Raw genomic sequence first — 19,042 nt, forward strand, 5'->3', positions numbered from 1 at the left:
CCCCTGAATTATGCTCCTAATATATAGTGCATTTGATCTAATGATAATCCTGATTACTATTTAACTAATTTTGCCGGGGTAGGGCGTGCTTTTTGCGTTGTCCCATAGAGACGATAGGTATTGGCCCGACGCGTTTCAACATCATCAACGGCAATGCGCTCCACATAGTTGACCTTCAATTCTTCCAGAAAAGCATCGATCAATTCTTGCAACTCTTGGAGAGTATTGCCCTGCTGAATTTCGTCTCGTAAATGCTGGCCAAAGCTCTCAACCAACTTGCCCATGAGGTCAGAACCTCTATCATCTGCCAACGCTTGCTTGAGGCTGCTGTATAGGTTTTTAGAGACCTCCGCTGAGATTTGCTGGGTGATCTGCTCAGAAACATTGGTAAACCCCGGCAAAAGCTTTAGGCCTTGATAGGCAGGAGCTTGGGAGATTGCCCCCGTCACCGTATGGCTTAAGACAGCATCAACTTCTGGCTTAATTTCCGGTAAAACCTTATGCACCACAATGTCTGTAAGCCGCTGGGCAATCGTTTGCACCTCGTCCACATCGTTGAGGTCAATGTAGTTTTCCTTACCGGCGGTGAGTTCAAAAAACCAACGGCTAATTTGCCCTGCTTTGACCATGTTTTGCGTTTGGTCAATCATGCGCAGGAAAACCACCTCAGTCAGTTCAACGGCAAACTGGCTAATTAAGATGCGATTGATGCGTCCTTGAATGGGATCGAGATGGGATAGTTCGGCCTGGTTAGACCGCACCACCACAGGTACTACCCGTAGCCAGCGCCAGAACGGGAGAAACAAGGGTACATCATAAATACGCCACAGCATGGCATCCATCCAGGTGGTGTTTTCATGACGACGGCTTAAGAAGTACGTCCGCAGTAAAAATTCGAAGCCAAACAGGGCTGCAAAGGGGAGATCAATGATCCAAAAGCGATCGATGGGTAATCCGTTAAAGCCAATGCCTCGCCAATAGTTGGTTTCAATCCGGGGTCGGATGTGGTCATCGAAAAACTCTAATTCTTTGGACCAGCCTCGCTCTAGATAGGACTGGCTCCAAAAGGTGCGCAATGCTTCTTTAGAGGAGTTCTCCTGCCCGGTGCGATCGCGCATTTCCTTTTTAATCCGTTCCAATGTTCCAGACTTATTCGCCACGGCAAACGGATTTTCATCAATCAGATCCACACTGCTCCGGCGTAGATTCGCTAACTGACGATTGGCGGTTGGTGAATCTAGCCCTTCATTTTCTAGGGTTTCTTGTAGGGTATCGACTTCCCTGAGATAGGCTGCGGTGACTCGATGTTCTTCAATCCCTTTGAAGGTTTCGCCATACCAGTTGGTGGGGCCAGGCAAAGTTTTGAAATAGACGTCGCGGAAGCGGATGTAGCTGAGGTCAAAGAAAACGAGGAGGAGGTTGGCAGTTGCGATCGCAACCATCACTCGCTCAAACCACAACTGAAACGTACGACGACGGGAAGATCTCGAAAAAGCCATAGGCAGGGGGCATCACAGCACACATACACCACATCCAAATTGAGATCTACAGGCATTCTGTAGAAAACCCTCAGTTCTGGACATGAACAAGGTCATACCCAGCCTAGCGGCCTGCCGCAGCAAGGATGTGTAACCCACGATAGACTTAAACAAGTAACGAAATATTACTTAACAAACACCTTTCCTGTGGAGGCAGTGCCTTGTGCCTGCCCTGCCCCAGGAAAGACATTTCACCTTCTATATCTACCTATGACCATCGCAGCTGCACCCGCTATCGGCAATACCTGGACCTGGCGCGACTTTACCGTCTACTACGTCCGCGCAGGGGAACCGCGCACCGATCGACCACCGCTGCTGCTGGTACACGGGTTTGGTGCATCTACCGACCACTGGACCAAAAACATTGCCGAGCTACAGCAGGACTTTGAGGTGTGGGCCATCGACCTGATTGGCTTTGGACACTCGTCTAAACCATCAAGCGGCTATAGTTCAGACCTATGGCGCGATCAGCTCAGCAACTTTATCGAGCAAATTATCGGTCGCCCAGCAGTGATTGCAGGTAACTCCATCGGTGGTTATAGCTGCTTATTTACGGCAGCGACTCGGCCCCAGTGGGTAAAAGGTGCCGTATTACTCAACGGCGTGGGTTCGTTTAAGGAGCAGATGCCAACACAGGAACCCAGCCCATTTAAGCAGGCGATTGGTGAGCTAATCAAAAATATTATTCTCAGTCCGATTCCCAGCTGGTTTGTTTTTCAATTTGTTCGCAACAAGTCCTACATTCGCAAGACGCTCAAGCAGGTGTATGTGAACCAGGATGCGGTGACTGAAGAACTGATTGAGAATATTTATCGTCCGGCAACAGAACGGGATGCACCGGCAGCGTTTGCAGCGTTATTTAAAGCTCCGAGGGGTGAGCGAGTGGATGTATTGTTGTCGAAATTAGAGCGGCCTTTATTGTTGTTGTGGGGCACAAAGGATCCTTGGATGAACTGTGAGCAGCGCAGTGAGTTATTTAGAAAATATTACAGCGACATTGAGGAACATTTTTTAGAAGCAGGCCATTGCCCCCATGATGATCGCCCTGAGTTAGTAAATCCCTTAATCAGGGATTGGATGTTCAATATCGTTATGCAAAAGCGATAATCCGTAGGATAGGTAACTACGGTTACACGCAAGCGGGGTCCGCACTACTCAAATTAGCCTCCTGGAGATTGGCGTTATCCAGGGTTACGCCCCCTAAATTGGCGTCTACCAGACTGACGTTCCAAGGAAACTTGATGATTGTATAAACAGATCAACCCAAACATCCATGAGCCTGAGTGTCCATGGGGGTTTCTTATATGGAATCGACGCTGGGCAGGGGCAAGACTCCGCTGTAGCGGCTCCGCCAACGCAACTCCCAACCACCTTTGTGACCCCCATCACCAACATTCCTCAGCCAATCTCAGAAACCCTTTAAGCCACACTCAGTTACCCGTCACATAGCGTTCAGGTAGCCCCGGCATTCTTGTAATCAATGAAGCGAATCAAACACTTCACTGATACACAAAGGAGCTTTAATCATGAAACGTACACTTCTTTCCGCCTTAACTGTTCTCGTTGCATCCGCTGCCGTTGCACCCATCGCATCCGCCGCTGAGCCCGCTAGCTTCAACATTCAGTCCGCTCGCCTCGAAGCCCTAGACGCTCGCATTAAGAACACCGTCCACAAGCTACGTCTTGAGCACCTCAACAATCAAACCAAGGCCATCGAAGATATCCAAGCCACTCGACTAGACGCCCTAGACGCCCGCACTAAAGCTATCGATAACATTCAGGAAGCCCGCTTAGACGCCCTAGACGCTCGTAGCAAAGCCGTTGAAAACATCCAAGAGACTCGCCTGGATGCTATGGATGCTCGCACCAAGAACGGCGTTCACAAGCTACGTCTGGAGCACCTCAATAACCAGACTAAAGCCATTGAGGATATTCAAGCCGCTCGGCTAGACGCCTTGGATGCTCGTACTAAAACAGTCGATAACATCCAGGAAGCACGCCTAGATGCGCTAGATGCTCGTACGAAGTCAATCCGCTAACAGATTGCTGAGCTGTTGCGGTACCCAAGCTTGGGTGCCCGGTGCAGACTCCGTTAATCTGTGAAAGCTTCATTCTCAGGGCACCCTTTTCTACTCAGACTCCCCACACACGCCAAGCCTCTGCCGATTGGCAGAGGCTTGCACTGGTATACGATTAGAACCTAAGGAAAATGCATTGACTAACTTAAGGTCTTACAAGGGCGACTCTCCCGCCCAGCCATAACGCTCAGACAGAAGAGAGCGATTCTATTCCAAAGCAGAAAGATCCAACGATGGCGGCAACAGTACCGTATCAATCACATGAATGATACCGTTACTCGCTTCCACGTCAGGAGTGACAACAGTGGCCCCACCTACGGTAACGCCGCTTTCGTCAGCAACAATTTCCAGTTCCTCATCGGCAACGGTTGCAACTGCTCCAGTAGTGACCTCACCAGAAGGTACCTCTCCGGAAAGAACGTGATAGGTCAAAATTTGAGCGAGGGTTGCCTGGTTTTCAGGCAGCAGCAATGTATCTAAAGTGCCCTCAGGAAGCGCCGCAAATGCTTCATCGGTAGGGGCAAATACGGTAAATGGCCCTTCACCGCTAAGAGTCTCGACTAGGTCTGCAGCTTGCACGGCTGCGACCAGTGTATCAAAAGAACCGTTTGCAATCGCAACATCAACAATCGTATCGCCAGAAGACTCAGCAGCCACCTCTGGATCAGCCGCAATCTGTTCTTCAGCATCAGGTGTGACTTCTGCCGTTGGCTCCGATGGGCTTTGGCAGCTAGCTATGGCAGGAACCACCATCAGGGCAGCAAGCAGACTCATCAGTCTGATGAAAAAGGGAGGAGAAAAAAGTTTCATAGTGTGTCTTTTGTAAAGAGATAACAGAGTTTTAGGTAGTGCTGAACCCATTTCAGCCCAAAAGGCTAGTTCTAAACTTTAGCTACTTTGCTTGGTAGAGCCTTCCTCCTATCCTAAGGTAATAAATTTTAACAAAAATATCAGATATCTTGAGCGTCCCATCTGGTCCCACGCTTTCCACCGCTGCCGCTGATGAACTGCAAATGCTCTAAATCGGAGTGTAGCCTTAGACAGAATCGGATGAAGTCGCCCTATCAGGGAAGAATTACAGACAGCGCTCTAGAGCATGCTGGGCAGCAAGAAGTCGTCAATACGGCTGCGATTGAAATTGCCATACTGCAGCGGCTGGATAACGGAGGCTGTAAGCTTGACTTGACGCGTTGCTTTGACGGGTAACCTTGAGCGGCGATGGTGGTGGTGGTAATTCCATTGGCAACGCGCAGGTCTACAGACGATGCACATACAACTTTGTAACGAGCGTTCAACCTGGCTCAACGCCTCATGCTACAAGCAATGCGCATTAGGGCGCAGCCGCCCAGCAAAAAGCCCCAGCGCTGGCCAGGGCTAAGTTAGTACTAATTTACTGATTTTAGCAGCAGACTACATTGTATTCCAACAGTATTTATGCGTTGCGATCGCGACCATTACTTACCTACCAAGGCAACCATTTTCGCGTCGGCTTAGACTGCTCACTATCGAAGTTTCCAGGCTGCAAAACAACACCCCCTTTCCAGGTGTTGAGGGCTTCCCATACTTGGCGGGTATGTCGTTTTAGCTCTGGCAGTTTCATCATCATTGGGGATGCTCTACCCATAGGTTAACTCGCTCCTAGCCGCCTGAGTTACTGAATTTAAGACCTGTTGCGGTTTTACTCGCAAACTGAATCACAATTATTGACCTCCGCTCATCCGACGCTGCTTCAGCTGACCATAGGTGTCCATCTCTGCCTGCAGCTCCAAGCTGCCCAAACGTCGAGCCGACAGTCCAGTGGACATGAGCCAGGTTCAATCATCAGAACTGGCGATGACGGCTCAAAACACTGCCTTCGACTTCGAGAAATTACTCAGTAAACTACGGGGCTTACAAGAACTAGCGGACCAAAACTGGTGGCTCAGCAGTAGTCAGCTGGCCAATGTTTTAGACCTAGAGGCACTCCCCTCAGAGGACACATTTGAATTCCACGAATTCCGATTTAGCAAAGCAGGCAACCATGGAACTGAAACCGCCTGGAAAGTCGAAAAGCTATGACTAGTACTCCTGGCTTTAAATGAAAGGCTTGATCGCGTATGCCTCCAGTCTCCGTTACGCCCACATAGTTAACGCTGCCTGTATCGATACAGACGTTTTTGAGTATCCACCCAAAAAGCAAAAGCCTCACCCACGGTTCTACAGATCCGTCGGAGAGGCAATACTCTAGATTTTTATAACCATGGCCACCAATGCTAGGGAAACCATCGTGCAATTTAACAGGTCATTTCAATTCCAGAGCGAGAAACGCCAACTTAATGCCAAATACATCCCCTTAAATCCGAGAACGTAGCCTCATCAAAACATTGTTTAACTTCCCTGTGAGATTGCCACTGAGCTTGAATTCCAGTAGCCATTAAAGAAGATGAACTACTAGTCGACTGCTCTTTCAGGTTATCAATAAAAGATCCCTTCAATTCAACACTTGGCATTTCCTTTTGGATCTCACTAACCGCATCTTTAGACGCTTCCACATGATCTTTAATATTCAGATCTGAGCTGGACCCTTGAGTTGGGTTTTCAAGTAGCCCCTGAGGAATAGCACTCGCTTGCTCAATGGCTTGTTTCACATTTTCTGGCGTTTCGGTAGAGAGCGTATCTTGTTGCATAGGGACTGCCAGTTTCTCTGAGCCATTATCCCCTTGATTGTTTTTACTAGGCGTATTGTTAGGCGTGGCCATGGTACTAATTTCTCTTATCTAGATAAAACGCGATGAAATAGCTAGGATGCAATAGGCAGGTTAAAATCTCTGTTTAAAAGAGACCTCCGGCGGCCAGACATGAAGCCATTGCAGTAGGACTAGAGCCCATCTGGCGGTTAGAGAAAAGATGACACCCCTGATTGCCGATGGCACCACCGTAACAGCCCGGATCGTTATAATTAGCACCATGGAGCAGCTGAATTTGCACTTTGACATATCCAGCAAATTCACCTGTAGTCTTTGATGTTGGTGGTTCACCTGGGTATTCAGGCTTGAGATTAACACATGTATATGCCTTAATGACCCTACCCGGCTTAGTAAAAGAAAGCCTTTGCACAGGCTGTACTTGAGGAGGAGAAGGAATTTGCATTGCGGTTCTTTGGTATCTAACGATGATGTTTAACAGTTTTTGTGGGGTTGCCAGCAGATAACTACTGGCAACCGAGTTACCTAATAACAGAGCCAAAACTCGGTCTTAAGATTAGCTATTTCCAGAAACCTTGCAGGCCATGGTTTGCTAAAAAGAGCTGCCAAAAAAGTAAGTATTGACACTATAGTCAGATAAAGAATTAGCCAAGAGCATTCAAAGCACCACCAGCTGCACCTTTCAGGATATCGAAAAACCCATTTGCTTCAACACCACCACCAGAAGTAGCAGCCGTAGAAACGGTATGACGAATCACAGGAGAAGCCTGCTTGGGAAGCTTGTTGAATTTAGATTGTGTATTCATGATTGTCTCCATTAATTGTGGATTTGTTACGTAACCGAACCTATACCCTGATCAATTTCGGGGTACATGTCCGGCCTGGATGGGAACCACCATTGCCATGCCTCCTGAATTGAATGAGTTTGCAAAAGTACTGTATTAAGGTCAAACGCTAAGACTTTATGACGCTTCTTTCCATGTTCTGACTTCACCCATGGTGACAGGAATAACATCACTAACGTCTATGGTGAACCGGAAGACTTTTCTAGCTGCCCGGTCATTGATCGGGTTAAAGAACACCATCTTCACATCCCAACAGTCAGAATCCATACGGCAAAAGGGACTGCGCTCAACAGAAATGTTAGAAAGTTGATAAGAGCCGCCCCCCTCTTCAGCTTTAAGGGCATCTACAAATATCTGAGTCGCTTGAAATGCGTTCGTAGCAGCAAAATTGAGCGCACGATCTTGGGATGTGTCACCCAAGTTACGGAAATCATAGTAAATCCGGTTAAGGAAGAATTTCAAAGATTCTCTTAGTTTCTCTTCGTCTACCTCATCATCTTCATCTGCCGTACCCAATGCTTGATCAATGGCAGCTTGAATCAGTTGGTTAATGCGCCAACCGTACATGCCTCGAACGTTCTTCATCTCAATCACAGGCACTACCTGCCCAGAAAAGAGCCGTACAGAACGACCACTCAGGTTGCCAGGGATCGAAATTCGCTGAATAAATCCACTAGAATCACCATCAAGCACCTGACCCGCCAAGAAACCAATGAGAAGTTCATAGATATCCCGGGCAAATTCACCGATGGGCTCGATGGCATAGATAGGAGTCAGCTCCAAATTGAGGGTCCAAATCAGAGAGCGTGCTTCGGACAAGTTACCCTCAGTCGACAGATAGGAGACCATCTGTCTAGCATCATAGGGGTTGGGCGGTACCTCAGTCTCGCTGTCTTCAGCTCTAAAACTTGGCATTAACTGCTTAAAGGTATCTCGACGGGCCTCTGTACCAAAGTCATAGCCAAGCTCTCCAAGGGCATAAACCTTAGACAACACAGTATTACTGGGCAGAACGGAGGAAGAAGAAACACTGGTAGGACAGTCACACCCCGATGGCATTACCTGGGCTGGCAAGGCATTGGGAGCCATCCCAGTCAGGGGAATAGCAACACTAGGGGACGATTCTGCAGGCATAGTGGCCACAGAAGGCACCAGTTGAGCATTGGACTCTACTGAGGCTGATGGTTGAATACTAGGTGGTGAAGCCGTATCCGCAGGCGCACTATCATTGGAAGGAACAACACTGGGCAGAATAGATTCTCCATTGGTTTGGTCTAAAGCTTGGGCTGGGGTATCTGACATAGTTTCTACTCCGTTAGAAATTAAGGCATAAGCGCCTGGAACATTGAGAATTCCTGCTAGATAGCGACGACAATCTGCGCCCGTCTCGGGGTGACATGGCCGTGCACTCTTGAGCAGGGCAGCCCTCACAGCATGGGCATTGCCGTCCTCACCCTGTTGCCTTTGCAGGCTAAGGAGAAGGGCCACAATGCCCGCTACGATGGGGGCAGCAAAACTGGTGCCGCTCAGGGATGCAACCCTGGCCCCTGGCATGGCACCAACGATGTCTTGGCCAGGGGCCAGAATGCCTTGGGTTTGATAGGCTTTTCCCCAGTTACTAGAATCAAGAGGCAATCCTTGGGGATCCATGGCACCGACAGCAAGCACTGCTGGCAACGCAGCAGGTACATGCAAACAGTCACAACCGTTGTTGCCAGCGGCAGCGACAATAAGAACACCGTTGTCGTTACAGTTGCGAATGGCATTTGCCAAAATAGGGTCTGCTTCTCCGGAGTTAGCGAGTTCGCCACCGCTGATGTTGATGATGTGGGCTCCGTGCTCAACGGCCTGGTTAATAGCCCTAGCAAGGTCCATTTGAGAGAGCCGACGCTGGCGGTTATCAGAGAATATGGGTAGTATTAGGCCCCGGCAGTTGGGGGCAATGCCTTGAATAGGACTGTTGTGCTGTCCAAAAAGAATACTGGTAATGTGGGTGCCGTGACCGGACATGGCACCACTGCTGGCTGATTCGGTGACCAGGGTGGGAAGTCGGGTAAGGTTCGCGCCCTCAAAGCATGGATGGGTCTGGTCTACAGGGCCATCAAGAACGGCAATACAAATACTGGGGTCGCCGAGGGTTTGGCTCCAGAGGGAAGCGAGACCGGGTAGATTCAAGGTGTTAGTAAGAGGTGTGGTCGAGGAAACTTGAGCAGTGGGCAGCACCATAGGAAAATCTGTTGCGAATGGGCTGAAGCGATAAAAAAGAAGAAAAGATCAATACGGCTCGGTTCAACAGGTGACGGATCAACAGGAATTTAAGGAGAGTTGTAAACACGTGAGACTAAGCGTGTGTAAACTATTAAACTGAACCGCATTGACCGTAAGAGGATCTGTTGCTTGGAATACAGAGGGGTTTCACTTTGTATCCCGCCTCATCTTTAAGACAATCTTTGGAGAGATTTCTGATTTTTCTGAGTTGAGGATATGTGGAAAAGGTCGATCAGTCAGATTACACAAGAAATATGCCTGGTTGGGCTGTGTATGCCAACTCAATCGACCAAACATCAAACCAACATCAACCGGAAAAACTCCAGAGGATATAGCTTTTATTCAAATCCATTCCAGAATTAGCGTACCCTTCGGAATTAACCATCTTTAGCAACGAGCATAGATTTTGTTTGCCATTGGACTTGAATTCGCCGATATTAGGATCAAAAAGATATGCGTCCTTGGACTTTCCGATGGATGCATATGGCCTATAAATACCCAGTGAGTGGGCACCGCTATTCCCTTGAATGCTCAAGATAAAGAAACGAGAATCAGAATCAAGTACTTTATCAGCAATTTTTTTGAGCTCATTTCCTAGAGACTCTACAGCAAACCCTTGCTGAGCAGATGCTGTAACATTACCCTGCTTGTAAGTAACACCAGATTTCTCTAGCGTATCTTTTGTTGCAGTATCGGGGACGAAACGAGATCCAGATGCATTTTCATATTCTGTCTGTAGGTCAACAGCATCTTTGAGTCTATTGACCTCCTGCAATAATGGCTCCGAAACAGTGCCCTTGCCCTTCCAAAAGTCACTATCATCTTTCTTTGCCTTCAACCACTCTATAACTAACGCACGACAAACTCCATTTTGAATATTAATATGTTCTTTAATAGACTCCTTACCTTGGTCATATGCTTGAATTCCTTCGATTGAGAGCTTTTTACGATTGATTTCTGTAAGGATCTTTTGATAGTTCATGCCTTTAGGTTCCTTTGGTTTAGGTTAAACAAAAAACATCACCTTATCGGATGATTGCTGCAGACAATGTCCTCAATGCCCACCACATTTCAAAAAGATGGAGATTGCTCTAAACAATTGCTAGAGCGTCTGCAAATACAGTCGGTAGTCAATGCCGTCGTGGAGCACCTCCAGGCTTGCCAGGTTGCTATCTGGAGGCATCCCTTCTAGGGTGAAAATATTGTAGGTATCGCTGTCACCATAGTCGTCTTCGGGGCTATGCCAGCTACCTTCGTAAATCTCATGGTTGCTGCCGAGTTTAGCTGCATAGAGATGATAGGTAGTGCCGCCACTATTGAGGATGGACCAACGATGCCAATCGGTATCAGGAGGGAATCCAGGGATTTGGAGTTGAAATCTTTTGCCAGAACAGGGCATATAAGCCATGGCAGCCACGTTCCATTCAAATTGGTATAGCTGGGTGGGGTGACCAAACTGACGCAGGTAAAGGCGATAATTGTCTTCACCATAGGTGACGGAAAAACTGCTGGTGTCAGCGTCTTGGGGAATATCCTGGATCGTCAGTTGAGGAACTGACTTATGACTATATTGCAAGGCTTGACCAGTCCAACCAAATTGGTAGAGGGTGTCAGGGCTACTGTCTTTGAAGGTGTAAAGACGGTAGTCAACACCATCGTGGAGCATAGCCCAGCGCTGCCAGTCGGTATCAGCAGGCGCATCGCTAATGGGTAGGGTCAGGCCTTTGGGTGGGCCAAATTTGTAGGTATTGGTGCCTGTAATGTGAATGGCTTGATGGACAGAGACCATTGGGATTGCTCATGATTGTAAGACCAGGGAAGAAGCTTTGGGAAAGCAAGTTGAGTCGAACTGTATTGAAATTAGAGACTCTTATTGTCGAAATAAGGAGAGATTTTATTTTTGATCTCTCCTTATTCACGTTCCAGGACAATGGTATAGAAGCAGGCTGAGTAAATCTCAACCTAGTAGCCTTAGTTCGTGTGCATTGGTAAGTTTGTTATTTTCATACATTTGCTGGTTGATACATCCTCGCCATGAACCATCCATATGAGTCTGCATTTGCTATCGCTTCTTCTGGTGTGTATCTCTGATCTTGGAGTGGGGGAATACACATGCCGTTATGCCCTTGCTCTAAGGCATTCTCATCCCATAACACTTCCTGGTCGTACTTGAAATCTTCGGTTCCTGAGCATATGTGTGATAGCTCATGGACTAAGGTAAGATATCGATTATTGAGTTCATGTTCTATTTCATGAATGAACATATTATTCGTATAGATTATAATCACAGGTGGCTGAATTTGCCTTCCATCGACCCAAACGTGTGCATATTCATGCGGATTATGTCTTGCAGCATGGGTTATAGTTACAGAGCCATGAGATGCAAGAATGTTGGCCATTTCACTTAAAACCTGTCTCACCATGTTGATTACTTGCTCGTCATGTTGACCAAAGAATCGATCAAGATGATTATTTAAATCTGGTGTTGGGTCTAAAAGTCTTTCACACATATCAAAACAATCTGTATGTATCCGCTCAAATTTCTCCTTTACGTCTCTTGCAAAGGAACCTCTTTGCTCAGAATTTATCCCATATTTTGCTGCCAATTGAATTAATTGCGTTCTGTTTGTTCTAAGCATAATCAATCTTTTGAGTGGCGTTTCTAACTGAGCAAGTAGAGCATCGTCCACCAAAAATGTCTCTAATTTTATATCCCAATCGGGTACTTATAGCTTCCAACATTCTATAATCCCTAGATCCACCTGCCATCACGTGTGAACTTCGTCGATCGCTGACTTAGAATTCGTTCGATTAATTTCGTAACCAACGACCAACACATCTACATATCCAACAGTATTCTAGAGAATCGTAGGAAATATCCTCCCTACTTGCTCATACTTAAGACAATTCCAGCAGCTAATCTTTGATTTTCTCAAGTTAGATTTTCTCTGTCGTTGGCAATTTAATTAAATTTAATTGTACAAAGCCAAGTATAGAAGAACAGGCTAACTCTCACATAGCAACAATTATTCTGACCATCGACTCAACTAAAAAAAATCCAAGATCGCACTTACCAAATGTCTTAAAAGACAAAACCTATAGAAACCTCGTGACCATGTCATACCAAATTCGAATCAACTCCGATACTTGGCTCACCCTCAGCCCGACTCCTGCCACTGACCTACCCACCACCCAGAAAGAATTCCTTCAAACCAGCAAAACCATCGAAATCGCTGCCCACCTACTCCAAGGTGATTACCTTAAAATCACCCTTGGCAAAGACGCCAACAATCACCAAATCGCTATCCGAGGCTATAACACCTGGTACATCGACAAAACTACCATTGACCTCCTCGAAAACGGCCAGGTTATTAACCTCGAACCTCAACAATCCACGTCCAGAACCACCATAATCTCGGCTAACATTTCATCGGGAAGCATCCCCAAAACAGGCATTGACCTGATCAAAGAATTTGAAGGCTACGCCGACAAACTCCCTGACGGACGAGCTAAAGCCTATGCCGACCCCATCCATGGCTGGCAAGTGCCTACCATCGGCTACGGCACCACTACCTATCCCAATGGATGCAAAGTCCAACAAGGTGATATCATCACCCGCGCCGAAGCTGAAGACTATTTGATTGCCCATATAGAGCACTCTACCCGTGCCGCCATGGAACATATCCCCACCTGGAGCAAGATGAACGATAACCAACGGGGAGCCATTTACAGCTTTGCCTATAACCTGGGTGCTGGCTTTTATGGCGGTGATGGGTTCCAGTCAATTACAAGGGTTTGTGACTCCCCAGACCGTTGGACTGATAAGACCTGGATTAAAGAACAATTTGTTAAATACCGAAACCCAGGGACTGCTGCTGAAGCAGGATTACGACGACGGCGAGAAGCTGAAGCCAACTTATTCTGTAGTTAAGGCTAAAAAAGGGGCAGATGTGGCTAGGGAACGCCCTACAAAATCGGAAATCGTACCTGCTCAGTGTTAGACCGACATGCTGCCCCATATGCCTTTTAACTATCTTGTCGCTGAGTAGCTTGCAAACGTTGATCGTTAGACAACACCGTGTCGTAAACAACAAGCTGATCATCCACAGAGCTGTCAGGCTCACTTGGCAACAAAATAAGTGCCGTAATTAATGTGGCACTCCCCAACAGGAGAGGCCAATACATTAGCTTAGGATGAATATTATCCCCTGACTCAATCCAGCTTAAAATAGAATTATTCCCAGTGTTAGGCAAAGAGATAAGATAAGCATTAGCCGATACGGCTAATAACGCCCCATACATCAGTGGGTAAAAATATTCGATATAAACAATATTTGCACCTGCAAACTGTTCACGGATTTGCACCTGGGAAAGTAACACTACAAAAAATAGACTGGAACATACGCCAATAACCCCACTCGGATTCACCCCAAATAAGGATGAGCGTTCTGGATTTTTAGAAACCATTAGCAACATTGAAAATGTCAGACAAGCAATCAGGCTTAAGGGCAAAATATAAATCACAAAAGAATTCAAGAATCGGCGTTTTATGACAATATTAAAATAGAGTTCCGGATGAGAGCCTGTAATAATTGAATCACTCAATCCAAAGTTAGAGTTATAGCTTTTTGTTTGATAATCAAAGAATGTTTCTAATAATTTCCATTGCCCTAAAACAATATCTTCGTCATAACCAAAATCATCATCTATGTCAGTAGCAGCATAGGAGGAAAGATCAGGTACAAGGACAGTTTCTTGCTCAAAGTCATTACTCCAGATACGAATCCATACTGTTTTATGATCAAAAGGGTATTTAGTATATTTAAACTTTTGTTTTAGGGTAGCTTCAAAATACCAACCAAGCACGACCTGGCTGCCCTTATCTCGTATATAAGATAGTTTTGGTTCAATATTATTGCCACTTTCCACAGTTTCAGGCAATACAAAGCCGACACGGATATTCTGAGTAGGAGTGCCTTCAAATTCTGAGCGATCATAGGTTTGCCAAATGTATCCAGAAAAGTTTACCTCACTAGAACTATTGAATTTAAGCGACTGAATAAAGACCCCAGTTGGTATTCTTCTATTGGGCAAATCAGAAAAATTTTCTGATAAAAATTTGTCAACTTCTGCTTTGTTTGTTAATTGTTGAGTATTGGGTTCATAGCGCTTTGTGGTATAAAACCACATAAGGCCAATAAGCCCTAAAAACATACCTGAAACCGCATTAGATATCCTCCACCATTTCTTCTTGTTTAGGTGGTTGGCTTCGGCTAAATTTATATCATACGGATGTTGAGTCATGGAAAACTATCCTTTAATTGTAAACTTCGATTGGGTGCTCCAGGGGTTAATTCCCCTGATAAGACTCCAATGAGGCCCCTTAAATAGGCTATTGAGTCCAGCATTTCCCCCCTCCCTTAGGACAAAATCAGGCTTAGATACCTGATTTTTTTGATATACTTGAGCTGTCTTTACGCCAATTAAAAAGAGCAACGCTCATCTCTCTCCAATGTCTTAAGAGGTCAATTAGGATAGGCCTCAGTGGAGGCTGATGGCTATGCCCTCGTGACGAAGTCGATATATCGTGTATTTAAGACTTAAAAAGGCGGTAGAGGTGGCAGTGGAAATGCATGTTGTGTCTCATCAATGCGCTCAAGTTGCAGCATGGCTTCTTCCCTGATCTCTAGATCAGGATCTTCTTGACTAATGTCTTCTAAAATTTTCTGCACCTGCTCCACACTTTCGGGTTGGCGAGTACTATTGTTGATCGCCAGATCTCCTAAATCACGGATGGATTCCATCCTCGCTGCTGGGCTCTCATCATTGATCTGGATCAACCGTTTATAAGTTTCTATAAGCTCCCTAGTTATAGCGCGATCATTGATGGCACTATCCATTGCAGCCAAGTCATCGATAGATTCATTTATTTCTTCTGTTATGTCCTCTTTTTTTTCTCTTAGTCTCACTAGTTCCTCTTGATAAGTGCGTTCAGCCTGACTCGAAAAGGATTGATGGATAAATTTAGGAATGGTAGGAAAGAATAGACTGAATAGCATGGCACTGGAAACGACGCGCCAGCGATTTTTACCACTAGGCGTACCAATGGTGTAAAAAGTGAAAATAAACCCTGAAATAGCTCCTAAAATCAAGCTAACCAGCAAATAAAGCAAAAAATCGACGCTGAAAACTCCTGGTTTATCGAAAAGGACCGGTAACCAATGATTCTTTGTTGACTCCACCTGGACTTCAGTGAGTTCTGAATCTGCTAGATAAATTCCTCTCAATTCCAGCAAAACACCACCGACTCCACCAATTGAGCCAGGTATGATCACATACTTTAGAATTTCATAAAACTCTTCCCTCTCTTCCATCTGTTGATTCACTTTAGAAGATTCATCCAGATTAGGGCTTAAATTGCGACTCTGATCGTCAATATCGTCTCGTCGTCTCATGGGCATTGCTATATCTCCTCCCTGTGGGGGTTGTCATCGTTTGCAGCCACATCGACGTTTTTCTGACAAGACTCCATGGCCTGTTGCAAGTATTGTCGGCTTGGTTCGTATGTAATTCGATTAAGGGCAGCCTGATAGACAGGCATCGCCTCTGCTGGTCGTTCTAATATTTCCAGCATTTTGGCGAGCTTGAGGCGCACCGATAGCCCCTGAGGTAGATTGGGTTGTCGGGCTAGCACCCAGCGGAAATCTAAAATGGCCTCTTCCCAATGGCCCATTTCATAGCGGAGTTCGGCCAGGGCTAAGCGTTTTTTCCAACCAGATGGATGGCGCTGAACATATTGGGTGAGGGTCTTTAGTTTCTGAGCCTGTCGGATAGGTTTTTTAGGAAGCAACAACCTGACAGTAAGTAAAACACCATCAGCGCGTTTCACTTGTACGATCCAGGGCACTGGGAAATCAGACATGTGGCAAGAATGGTATGGTCAATTGTTTCGTGGGAGGATGGAATAGATTGGGGAATGAGAGAACGCCAATCAGGATCAGTATTGGTGGCGACAGGGACTGTAGTCAGGCAACTGTGTCCGGCTAAATATTGCTGTACCTGGGGCCGAAGAGTATCTCGGGCAATTTGTAACCGTTTATAAACAGTGGCCAGAGATATCTGCTGCTGTTGGGCAATGGCAGTACAGCTAAGGCCTTGATAGTAATGCAGTAAGAGGGGTGCACGCAGTTGAGGCGTCAGACCTTTAATCAGCTTGAGCAGATAGTTGCAAATCTCACGTCGGAGTAGGACACCTTCAGGTGACTCTAGACTGCTAACCACAGGCAAAGCATTAATATCCGATGCAGAGTTTTCTATATTCCCTAAGGGAATGGCCTGGCGCTGTCGTTTTACTTGCTGATTAACGCAAAGGTTATGGGTTAGCTTGGTCAACCAGGCCTTAGGGTTTTCTAAACAAGCTGCATAGCGAGGAATTTGCTCCCAGGCACGATACATAGCCAGGCTGAGGATATCTTCGGCATCGCTATAGTTCCCCCCTGTCCAATGGAGACAACGGGATGACAAATAAGATTGGTATATAAGCCATAGATCCCAAAATGCGGCCAGATTTCCTGCTTGAATGCTTGTGAGGAGTTGTTGTTCAGATAGATTAGAGGTTGGAGGCAGTGCCAGTTTAGACATTTGAGTGTATTGACCGGGAAGATTTGACAGCAAATTATGCCTTTGCCAAGAGACAATGTCTCGGCAAAGATGGTTGGACATTCTCTTGGCAGTCACAGCTCTGTTACAGGCCAATCAAAATGTGGCCATAAATCGAAAAAGTCCAAAAAAACGCGTAAGGAATGTCTTTTAGAAAGCAATCACTATGTCCTGCCATACATTCATGGCAGAAATTGCTCATCCTTAGATTAAGAGGGAGCTATGCTTCAACGCATTGTAGATAAGCCTGGCAATATTGACTTAGATGTCACCTACTTTTCTCAAATAGATAACCAATTCAACCCCCATGGCAGCTGTAATGTAACCAGCATTGCCATGTGTCTCTGGTCTTTGGGTATCCGAGGGAATGGCAGCCAACCCCAATTAGAAGATCAGCTTTACCAAGCCTGTGAATATAAAGGTCTGGATCGCCATAGTGCTCAGGATCTCAAAAAATTAGTTGAACTGTTTCCAGACTGTCACGACGATTTCACGGAACACGGAACATTAGATGATATTCGTATGGCCATTAGCGCTGGAAAACCTTGTATCGTTCATGGTTATTTCACGCGGTCAGGGCATATCATTGTCATTCGAGGATTTGATAAAACGGGATTTATCGTCAATGATCCCTACGGCGAATACTTTGCCAAAGGCTATGACACATGTGTTTCAGGAAAAAGATTACACTACTCCACTGACCTAATCGCAAGAGTTTGCTCTCCCGAATCAGTGAACAATCCTAAACATATTTGGTTACACCGAATTTGGCGTAACCAGTAGTTCCTTGAGATAAAAGAGGTCAATAATGCGACATCCATTTGCACTCAAGAGTAACAACGTTTCCCGATTTCATATGTAACGGTGCTGCATCCATCGAGGAAGTAACCTATTTCCAGGATTATCTTTCTCACCCCGTCTTTAGAGGTCATCAAAAACCGCCTGCTAATTTTTGACTACCCATTGTCCACAGCCTCTCTATCCTTCAATGAAAAAAGGCTGATCCAGAATAACGTATGCATTCAATCAGCCTTGGCCGTTACTCACTCGACACCTCTTTCTTGGTCGTTGGCACCAAAAGCTAATTATATTTTGAGAAATAGCCATCTCAAGAAGCCCTCTGCAATATTGGTAGATTTGAGTTTGATTGCACACGACATGTTCTGCACTACGAGCATAACGTTTTTTTTTTTTCACTTGTCAAGCCTTTTTGCATTACGTTTTGTATTTTATTCTAGAGGTAAATAATCGGTTTTAAGGAATACTTTTCAAATACTTGAAATGCTTTATTTGGAAGGTTTACAGCATTTAAAGCGCGGTCTTTAGAGAGGCATTTAGCAGAGATTTTCACGAATCATGTGCATATCTGCAAACACATATCCATATAAAAATTGCCAGCCGTCACGATGAGCTTCATGGGATACATTGTCTCCATAGGTAGGTCCGAATGAATGCGTTAAAGCAGCGCGATCGCAAATCAGCCTTACTGCCGCTGGCGCATCCAATCACGTTCTTATCCCCGTTAAAGGCGTCAACTCCCTGGTGGAAACCCTCGCTTTCCTTGATGAACAAGCCGACAGTGTAGCCGGTGGTAGCGGTGGCGTGATGGTGGAATGCTCCAGGCGTTGCAGCGTGAGGTCTAGTTGTCGGGCCTGGGCTTCTAGGCGAGTGCGATCTCGTGGGCGGTCGGCGATCAGCTGGCCAACGGAGATGCGATCGCCGACGGTGACTTTGAGGTCGTCGGTGATGGTGACGGAAACGTTAATGGTGAGGCAGCGGGGGCTTCGTTAGATTGGATGGTGGGTTGTTCTGGGGAAGAGGTGGGAGTGGTGAAGCTGGGCTGTTGGGCGATGGCTACGCCAGCTACAGAGATCGTTGCGATCACATACGGGATTAAAGCTCGCACAAACTATGAGCATAAGCATCGTCCGAAGAATGCCCAACAGCCATGTCAACGACTTTAAATAGCG

The 19,042-nt window shown here is 46.2% G+C and carries 23 protein-coding genes; 8 read left to right on the forward strand and 15 right to left on the reverse strand.

Annotated features, from left to right (window positions below; translation table 11 throughout):
• Positions 1 to 56: 56 nt before the first annotated feature.
• On the reverse strand, positions 57 to 1,499 hold the full coding sequence (locus QGP82_RS03750) for a hypothetical protein (protein ID WP_499057127.1): 1,443 nt from the start codon (positions 1,497 to 1,499) through the stop codon (positions 57 to 59).
• A gap of 249 nt (positions 1,500 to 1,748) precedes the next feature.
• Here QGP82_RS03750 and QGP82_RS03755 point away from each other — a divergent pair, with 249 nt between their 5' ends.
• A complete protein-coding gene (locus tag QGP82_RS03755) occupies positions 1,749 to 2,645 on the forward strand; it encodes an alpha/beta fold hydrolase (protein ID WP_499057128.1) in 897 nt (298 codons plus the stop codon).
• A gap of 22 nt (positions 2,646 to 2,667) precedes the next feature.
• On the opposite strand, the gene QGP82_RS03760 is transcribed toward QGP82_RS03755, so the two are convergent.
• Positions 2,668 to 2,784: a pentapeptide repeat-containing protein gene (locus tag QGP82_RS03760; protein ID WP_163703651.1), complete on the reverse strand. Its 117-nt coding sequence runs from the start codon at positions 2,782 to 2,784 to the stop codon at positions 2,668 to 2,670.
• Between the two features lie 27 nt (positions 2,785 to 2,811).
• Here QGP82_RS03760 and QGP82_RS03765 point away from each other — a divergent pair, with 27 nt between their 5' ends.
• Together QGP82_RS03765 and QGP82_RS03770 are read left to right on the forward strand one after the other, a co-directional pair.
• Positions 2,812 to 2,961, forward strand: a complete 150-nt coding sequence (locus QGP82_RS03765; protein WP_499057130.1) for a hypothetical protein — start codon at positions 2,812 to 2,814, stop codon at positions 2,959 to 2,961.
• Between the two features lie 103 nt (positions 2,962 to 3,064).
• Positions 3,065 to 3,577: a hypothetical protein gene (locus QGP82_RS03770; RefSeq protein WP_499057132.1), complete on the forward strand. Its 513-nt coding sequence runs from the start codon at positions 3,065 to 3,067 to the stop codon at positions 3,575 to 3,577.
• A 246-nt stretch (positions 3,578 to 3,823) separates the two neighbouring features.
• Here QGP82_RS03770 and QGP82_RS03775 read toward each other — a convergent pair whose 3' ends face one another.
• Positions 3,824 to 4,426 carry a fasciclin domain-containing protein gene (locus QGP82_RS03775; RefSeq protein WP_250564739.1) on the reverse strand — a complete coding sequence of 201 codons (603 nt, stop codon included), beginning with the start codon at positions 4,424 to 4,426 and terminating at the stop codon, positions 3,824 to 3,826.
• A gap of 240 nt (positions 4,427 to 4,666) precedes the next feature.
• Here QGP82_RS03775 and QGP82_RS03780 point away from each other — a divergent pair, with 240 nt between their 5' ends.
• On the forward strand, positions 4,667 to 4,822 hold the full coding sequence (locus QGP82_RS03780; RefSeq protein WP_163661273.1) for a hypothetical protein: 156 nt from the start codon (positions 4,667 to 4,669) through the stop codon (positions 4,820 to 4,822).
• A gap of 256 nt (positions 4,823 to 5,078) precedes the next feature.
• On the opposite strand, the gene QGP82_RS03785 is transcribed toward QGP82_RS03780, so the two are convergent.
• Entirely contained in the window at positions 5,079 to 5,240 is a 162-nt protein-coding gene (locus tag QGP82_RS03785; protein WP_499057135.1) for a hypothetical protein, read from the reverse strand.
• Positions 5,241 to 5,419: 179 nt separating this feature from the next.
• Here QGP82_RS03785 and QGP82_RS03790 point away from each other — a divergent pair, with 179 nt between their 5' ends.
• A complete protein-coding gene (locus QGP82_RS03790) occupies positions 5,420 to 5,674 on the forward strand; it encodes a hypothetical protein (protein WP_499057137.1) in 255 nt (84 codons plus the stop codon).
• 254 nt (positions 5,675 to 5,928) lie between these two features.
• Here QGP82_RS03790 and QGP82_RS03795 read toward each other — a convergent pair whose 3' ends face one another.
• The 7 genes from QGP82_RS03795 to QGP82_RS03825 form a co-directional block, all read right to left on the reverse strand.
• Positions 5,929 to 6,282 carry a hypothetical protein gene (locus QGP82_RS03795; RefSeq protein WP_163702543.1) on the reverse strand — a complete coding sequence of 118 codons (354 nt, stop codon included), beginning with the start codon at positions 6,280 to 6,282 and terminating at the stop codon, positions 5,929 to 5,931.
• A 145-nt stretch (positions 6,283 to 6,427) separates the two neighbouring features.
• Positions 6,428 to 6,745 (reverse strand): hypothetical protein, encoded by a 318-nt coding sequence (locus tag QGP82_RS03800; protein WP_163661279.1) that lies wholly within the window; start codon positions 6,743 to 6,745, stop codon positions 6,428 to 6,430.
• 199 nt (positions 6,746 to 6,944) lie between these two features.
• Complete coding sequence (locus QGP82_RS03805; protein WP_163661281.1) at positions 6,945 to 7,106, reverse strand: hypothetical protein; 162 nt, start codon at positions 7,104 to 7,106, stop codon at positions 6,945 to 6,947.
• A 156-nt stretch (positions 7,107 to 7,262) separates the two neighbouring features.
• On the reverse strand, positions 7,263 to 9,371 hold the full coding sequence (locus tag QGP82_RS03810; RefSeq protein ID WP_499057140.1) for a PatA/PatG family cyanobactin maturation protease: 2,109 nt from the start codon (positions 9,369 to 9,371) through the stop codon (positions 7,263 to 7,265).
• Positions 9,372 to 9,720: 349 nt separating this feature from the next.
• Positions 9,721 to 10,395 (reverse strand): YopT-type cysteine protease domain-containing protein, encoded by a 675-nt coding sequence (locus tag QGP82_RS03815; protein ID WP_499057141.1) that lies wholly within the window; start codon positions 10,393 to 10,395, stop codon positions 9,721 to 9,723.
• Between the two features lie 120 nt (positions 10,396 to 10,515).
• A complete protein-coding gene (locus QGP82_RS03820; RefSeq protein WP_499057143.1) occupies positions 10,516 to 11,202 on the reverse strand; it encodes a hypothetical protein in 687 nt (228 codons plus the stop codon).
• A 214-nt stretch (positions 11,203 to 11,416) separates the two neighbouring features.
• The gene (locus QGP82_RS03825; RefSeq protein ID WP_499057145.1) at positions 11,417 to 12,103 is read right to left on the reverse strand and encodes a M35 family metallo-endopeptidase; all 687 of its coding nucleotides are present in this window, start codon (positions 12,101 to 12,103) and stop codon (positions 11,417 to 11,419) included.
• 425 nt (positions 12,104 to 12,528) lie between these two features.
• Between QGP82_RS03825 and QGP82_RS03830 the strand changes: the two genes are divergently transcribed.
• The gene (locus QGP82_RS03830; protein WP_499057147.1) at positions 12,529 to 13,344 is read left to right on the forward strand and encodes a lysozyme; all 816 of its coding nucleotides are present in this window, start codon (positions 12,529 to 12,531) and stop codon (positions 13,342 to 13,344) included.
• 95 nt (positions 13,345 to 13,439) lie between these two features.
• Here the strand turns inward: QGP82_RS03830 and QGP82_RS03835 are convergent, their stop codons facing one another.
• The 4 genes from QGP82_RS03835 to QGP82_RS03850 form a co-directional block, all read right to left on the reverse strand.
• Entirely contained in the window at positions 13,440 to 14,717 is a 1,278-nt protein-coding gene (locus QGP82_RS03835; RefSeq protein ID WP_499057149.1) for a ligand-gated ion channel, read from the reverse strand.
• Between the two features lie 296 nt (positions 14,718 to 15,013).
• Complete coding sequence (locus QGP82_RS03840) at positions 15,014 to 15,799, reverse strand: hypothetical protein (RefSeq protein WP_163661292.1); 786 nt, start codon at positions 15,797 to 15,799, stop codon at positions 15,014 to 15,016.
• 77 nt (positions 15,800 to 15,876) lie between these two features.
• Positions 15,877 to 16,302 (reverse strand): tetratricopeptide repeat protein, encoded by a 426-nt coding sequence (locus tag QGP82_RS03845; RefSeq protein WP_163661294.1) that lies wholly within the window; start codon positions 16,300 to 16,302, stop codon positions 15,877 to 15,879.
• Positions 16,299 to 17,054 carry an RNA polymerase sigma factor gene (locus QGP82_RS03850; protein ID WP_163661296.1) on the reverse strand — a complete coding sequence of 252 codons (756 nt, stop codon included), beginning with the start codon at positions 17,052 to 17,054 and terminating at the stop codon, positions 16,299 to 16,301. Before QGP82_RS03850 ends, QGP82_RS03845 begins: the two co-directional genes overlap by 4 nt.
• Before the next feature lie 240 nt (positions 17,055 to 17,294).
• Between QGP82_RS03850 and QGP82_RS03855 the strand changes: the two genes are divergently transcribed.
• Together QGP82_RS03855 and QGP82_RS03860 are read left to right on the forward strand one after the other, a co-directional pair.
• Positions 17,295 to 17,855 carry a C39 family peptidase gene (locus QGP82_RS03855; RefSeq protein WP_163661299.1) on the forward strand — a complete coding sequence of 187 codons (561 nt, stop codon included), beginning with the start codon at positions 17,295 to 17,297 and terminating at the stop codon, positions 17,853 to 17,855.
• Between the two features lie 759 nt (positions 17,856 to 18,614).
• Positions 18,615 to 18,863, forward strand: coding sequence for a hypothetical protein (locus QGP82_RS03860; RefSeq protein ID WP_499057152.1), 249 nt, complete (start codon positions 18,615 to 18,617; stop codon positions 18,861 to 18,863).
• Positions 18,864 to 19,042: the final 179 nt, after the last annotated feature.

The organism is Leptothoe sp. LEGE 181152 (assembly GCF_032906605.1).
In the GTDB taxonomy this organism is placed as follows: domain Bacteria; phylum Cyanobacteriota; class Cyanobacteriia; order Phormidesmidales; family Phormidesmidaceae; genus Leptothoe; species Leptothoe turfae.

Coding starts and splice junctions, on each gene's coding strand:
- QGP82_RS03750 (WP_499057127.1), bottom strand. CDS start 1,499: ATGGCTTTTTCGAGATCTTCCCGTCGTCGTACGTTTCAGTTGTGGTTT.
- QGP82_RS03755 (WP_499057128.1), top strand. CDS start 1,749: ATGACCATCGCAGCTGCACCCGCTATCGGCAATACCTGGACCTGGCGC.
- QGP82_RS03765 (WP_499057130.1), top strand. CDS start 2,812: ATGAGCCTGAGTGTCCATGGGGGTTTCTTATATGGAATCGACGCTGGG.
- QGP82_RS03770 (WP_499057132.1), top strand. CDS start 3,065: ATGAAACGTACACTTCTTTCCGCCTTAACTGTTCTCGTTGCATCCGCT.
- QGP82_RS03775 (WP_250564739.1), bottom strand. CDS start 4,426: ATGAAACTTTTTTCTCCTCCCTTTTTCATCAGACTGATGAGTCTGCTT.
- QGP82_RS03780 (WP_163661273.1), top strand. CDS start 4,667: ATGAAGTCGCCCTATCAGGGAAGAATTACAGACAGCGCTCTAGAGCAT.
- QGP82_RS03785 (WP_499057135.1), bottom strand. CDS start 5,240: ATGGGTAGAGCATCCCCAATGATGATGAAACTGCCAGAGCTAAAACGA.
- QGP82_RS03790 (WP_499057137.1), top strand. CDS start 5,420: ATGAGCCAGGTTCAATCATCAGAACTGGCGATGACGGCTCAAAACACT.
- QGP82_RS03795 (WP_163702543.1), bottom strand. CDS start 6,282: ATGCAACAAGATACGCTCTCTACCGAAACGCCAGAAAATGTGAAACAA.
- QGP82_RS03800 (WP_163661279.1), bottom strand. CDS start 6,745: ATGCAAATTCCTTCTCCTCCTCAAGTACAGCCTGTGCAAAGGCTTTCT.
- QGP82_RS03805 (WP_163661281.1), bottom strand. CDS start 7,106: ATGAATACACAATCTAAATTCAACAAGCTTCCCAAGCAGGCTTCTCCT.
- QGP82_RS03810 (WP_499057140.1), bottom strand. CDS start 9,371: ATGGTGCTGCCCACTGCTCAAGTTTCCTCGACCACACCTCTTACTAAC.
- QGP82_RS03815 (WP_499057141.1), bottom strand. CDS start 10,395: ATGAACTATCAAAAGATCCTTACAGAAATCAATCGTAAAAAGCTCTCA.
- QGP82_RS03820 (WP_499057143.1), bottom strand. CDS start 11,202: ATGGTCTCTGTCCATCAAGCCATTCACATTACAGGCACCAATACCTAC.
- QGP82_RS03830 (WP_499057147.1), top strand. CDS start 12,529: ATGTCATACCAAATTCGAATCAACTCCGATACTTGGCTCACCCTCAGC.
- QGP82_RS03835 (WP_499057149.1), bottom strand. CDS start 14,717: ATGACTCAACATCCGTATGATATAAATTTAGCCGAAGCCAACCACCTA.
- QGP82_RS03850 (WP_163661296.1), bottom strand. CDS start 17,054: ATGTCTAAACTGGCACTGCCTCCAACCTCTAATCTATCTGAACAACAA.
- QGP82_RS03855 (WP_163661299.1), top strand. CDS start 17,295: ATGCTTCAACGCATTGTAGATAAGCCTGGCAATATTGACTTAGATGTC.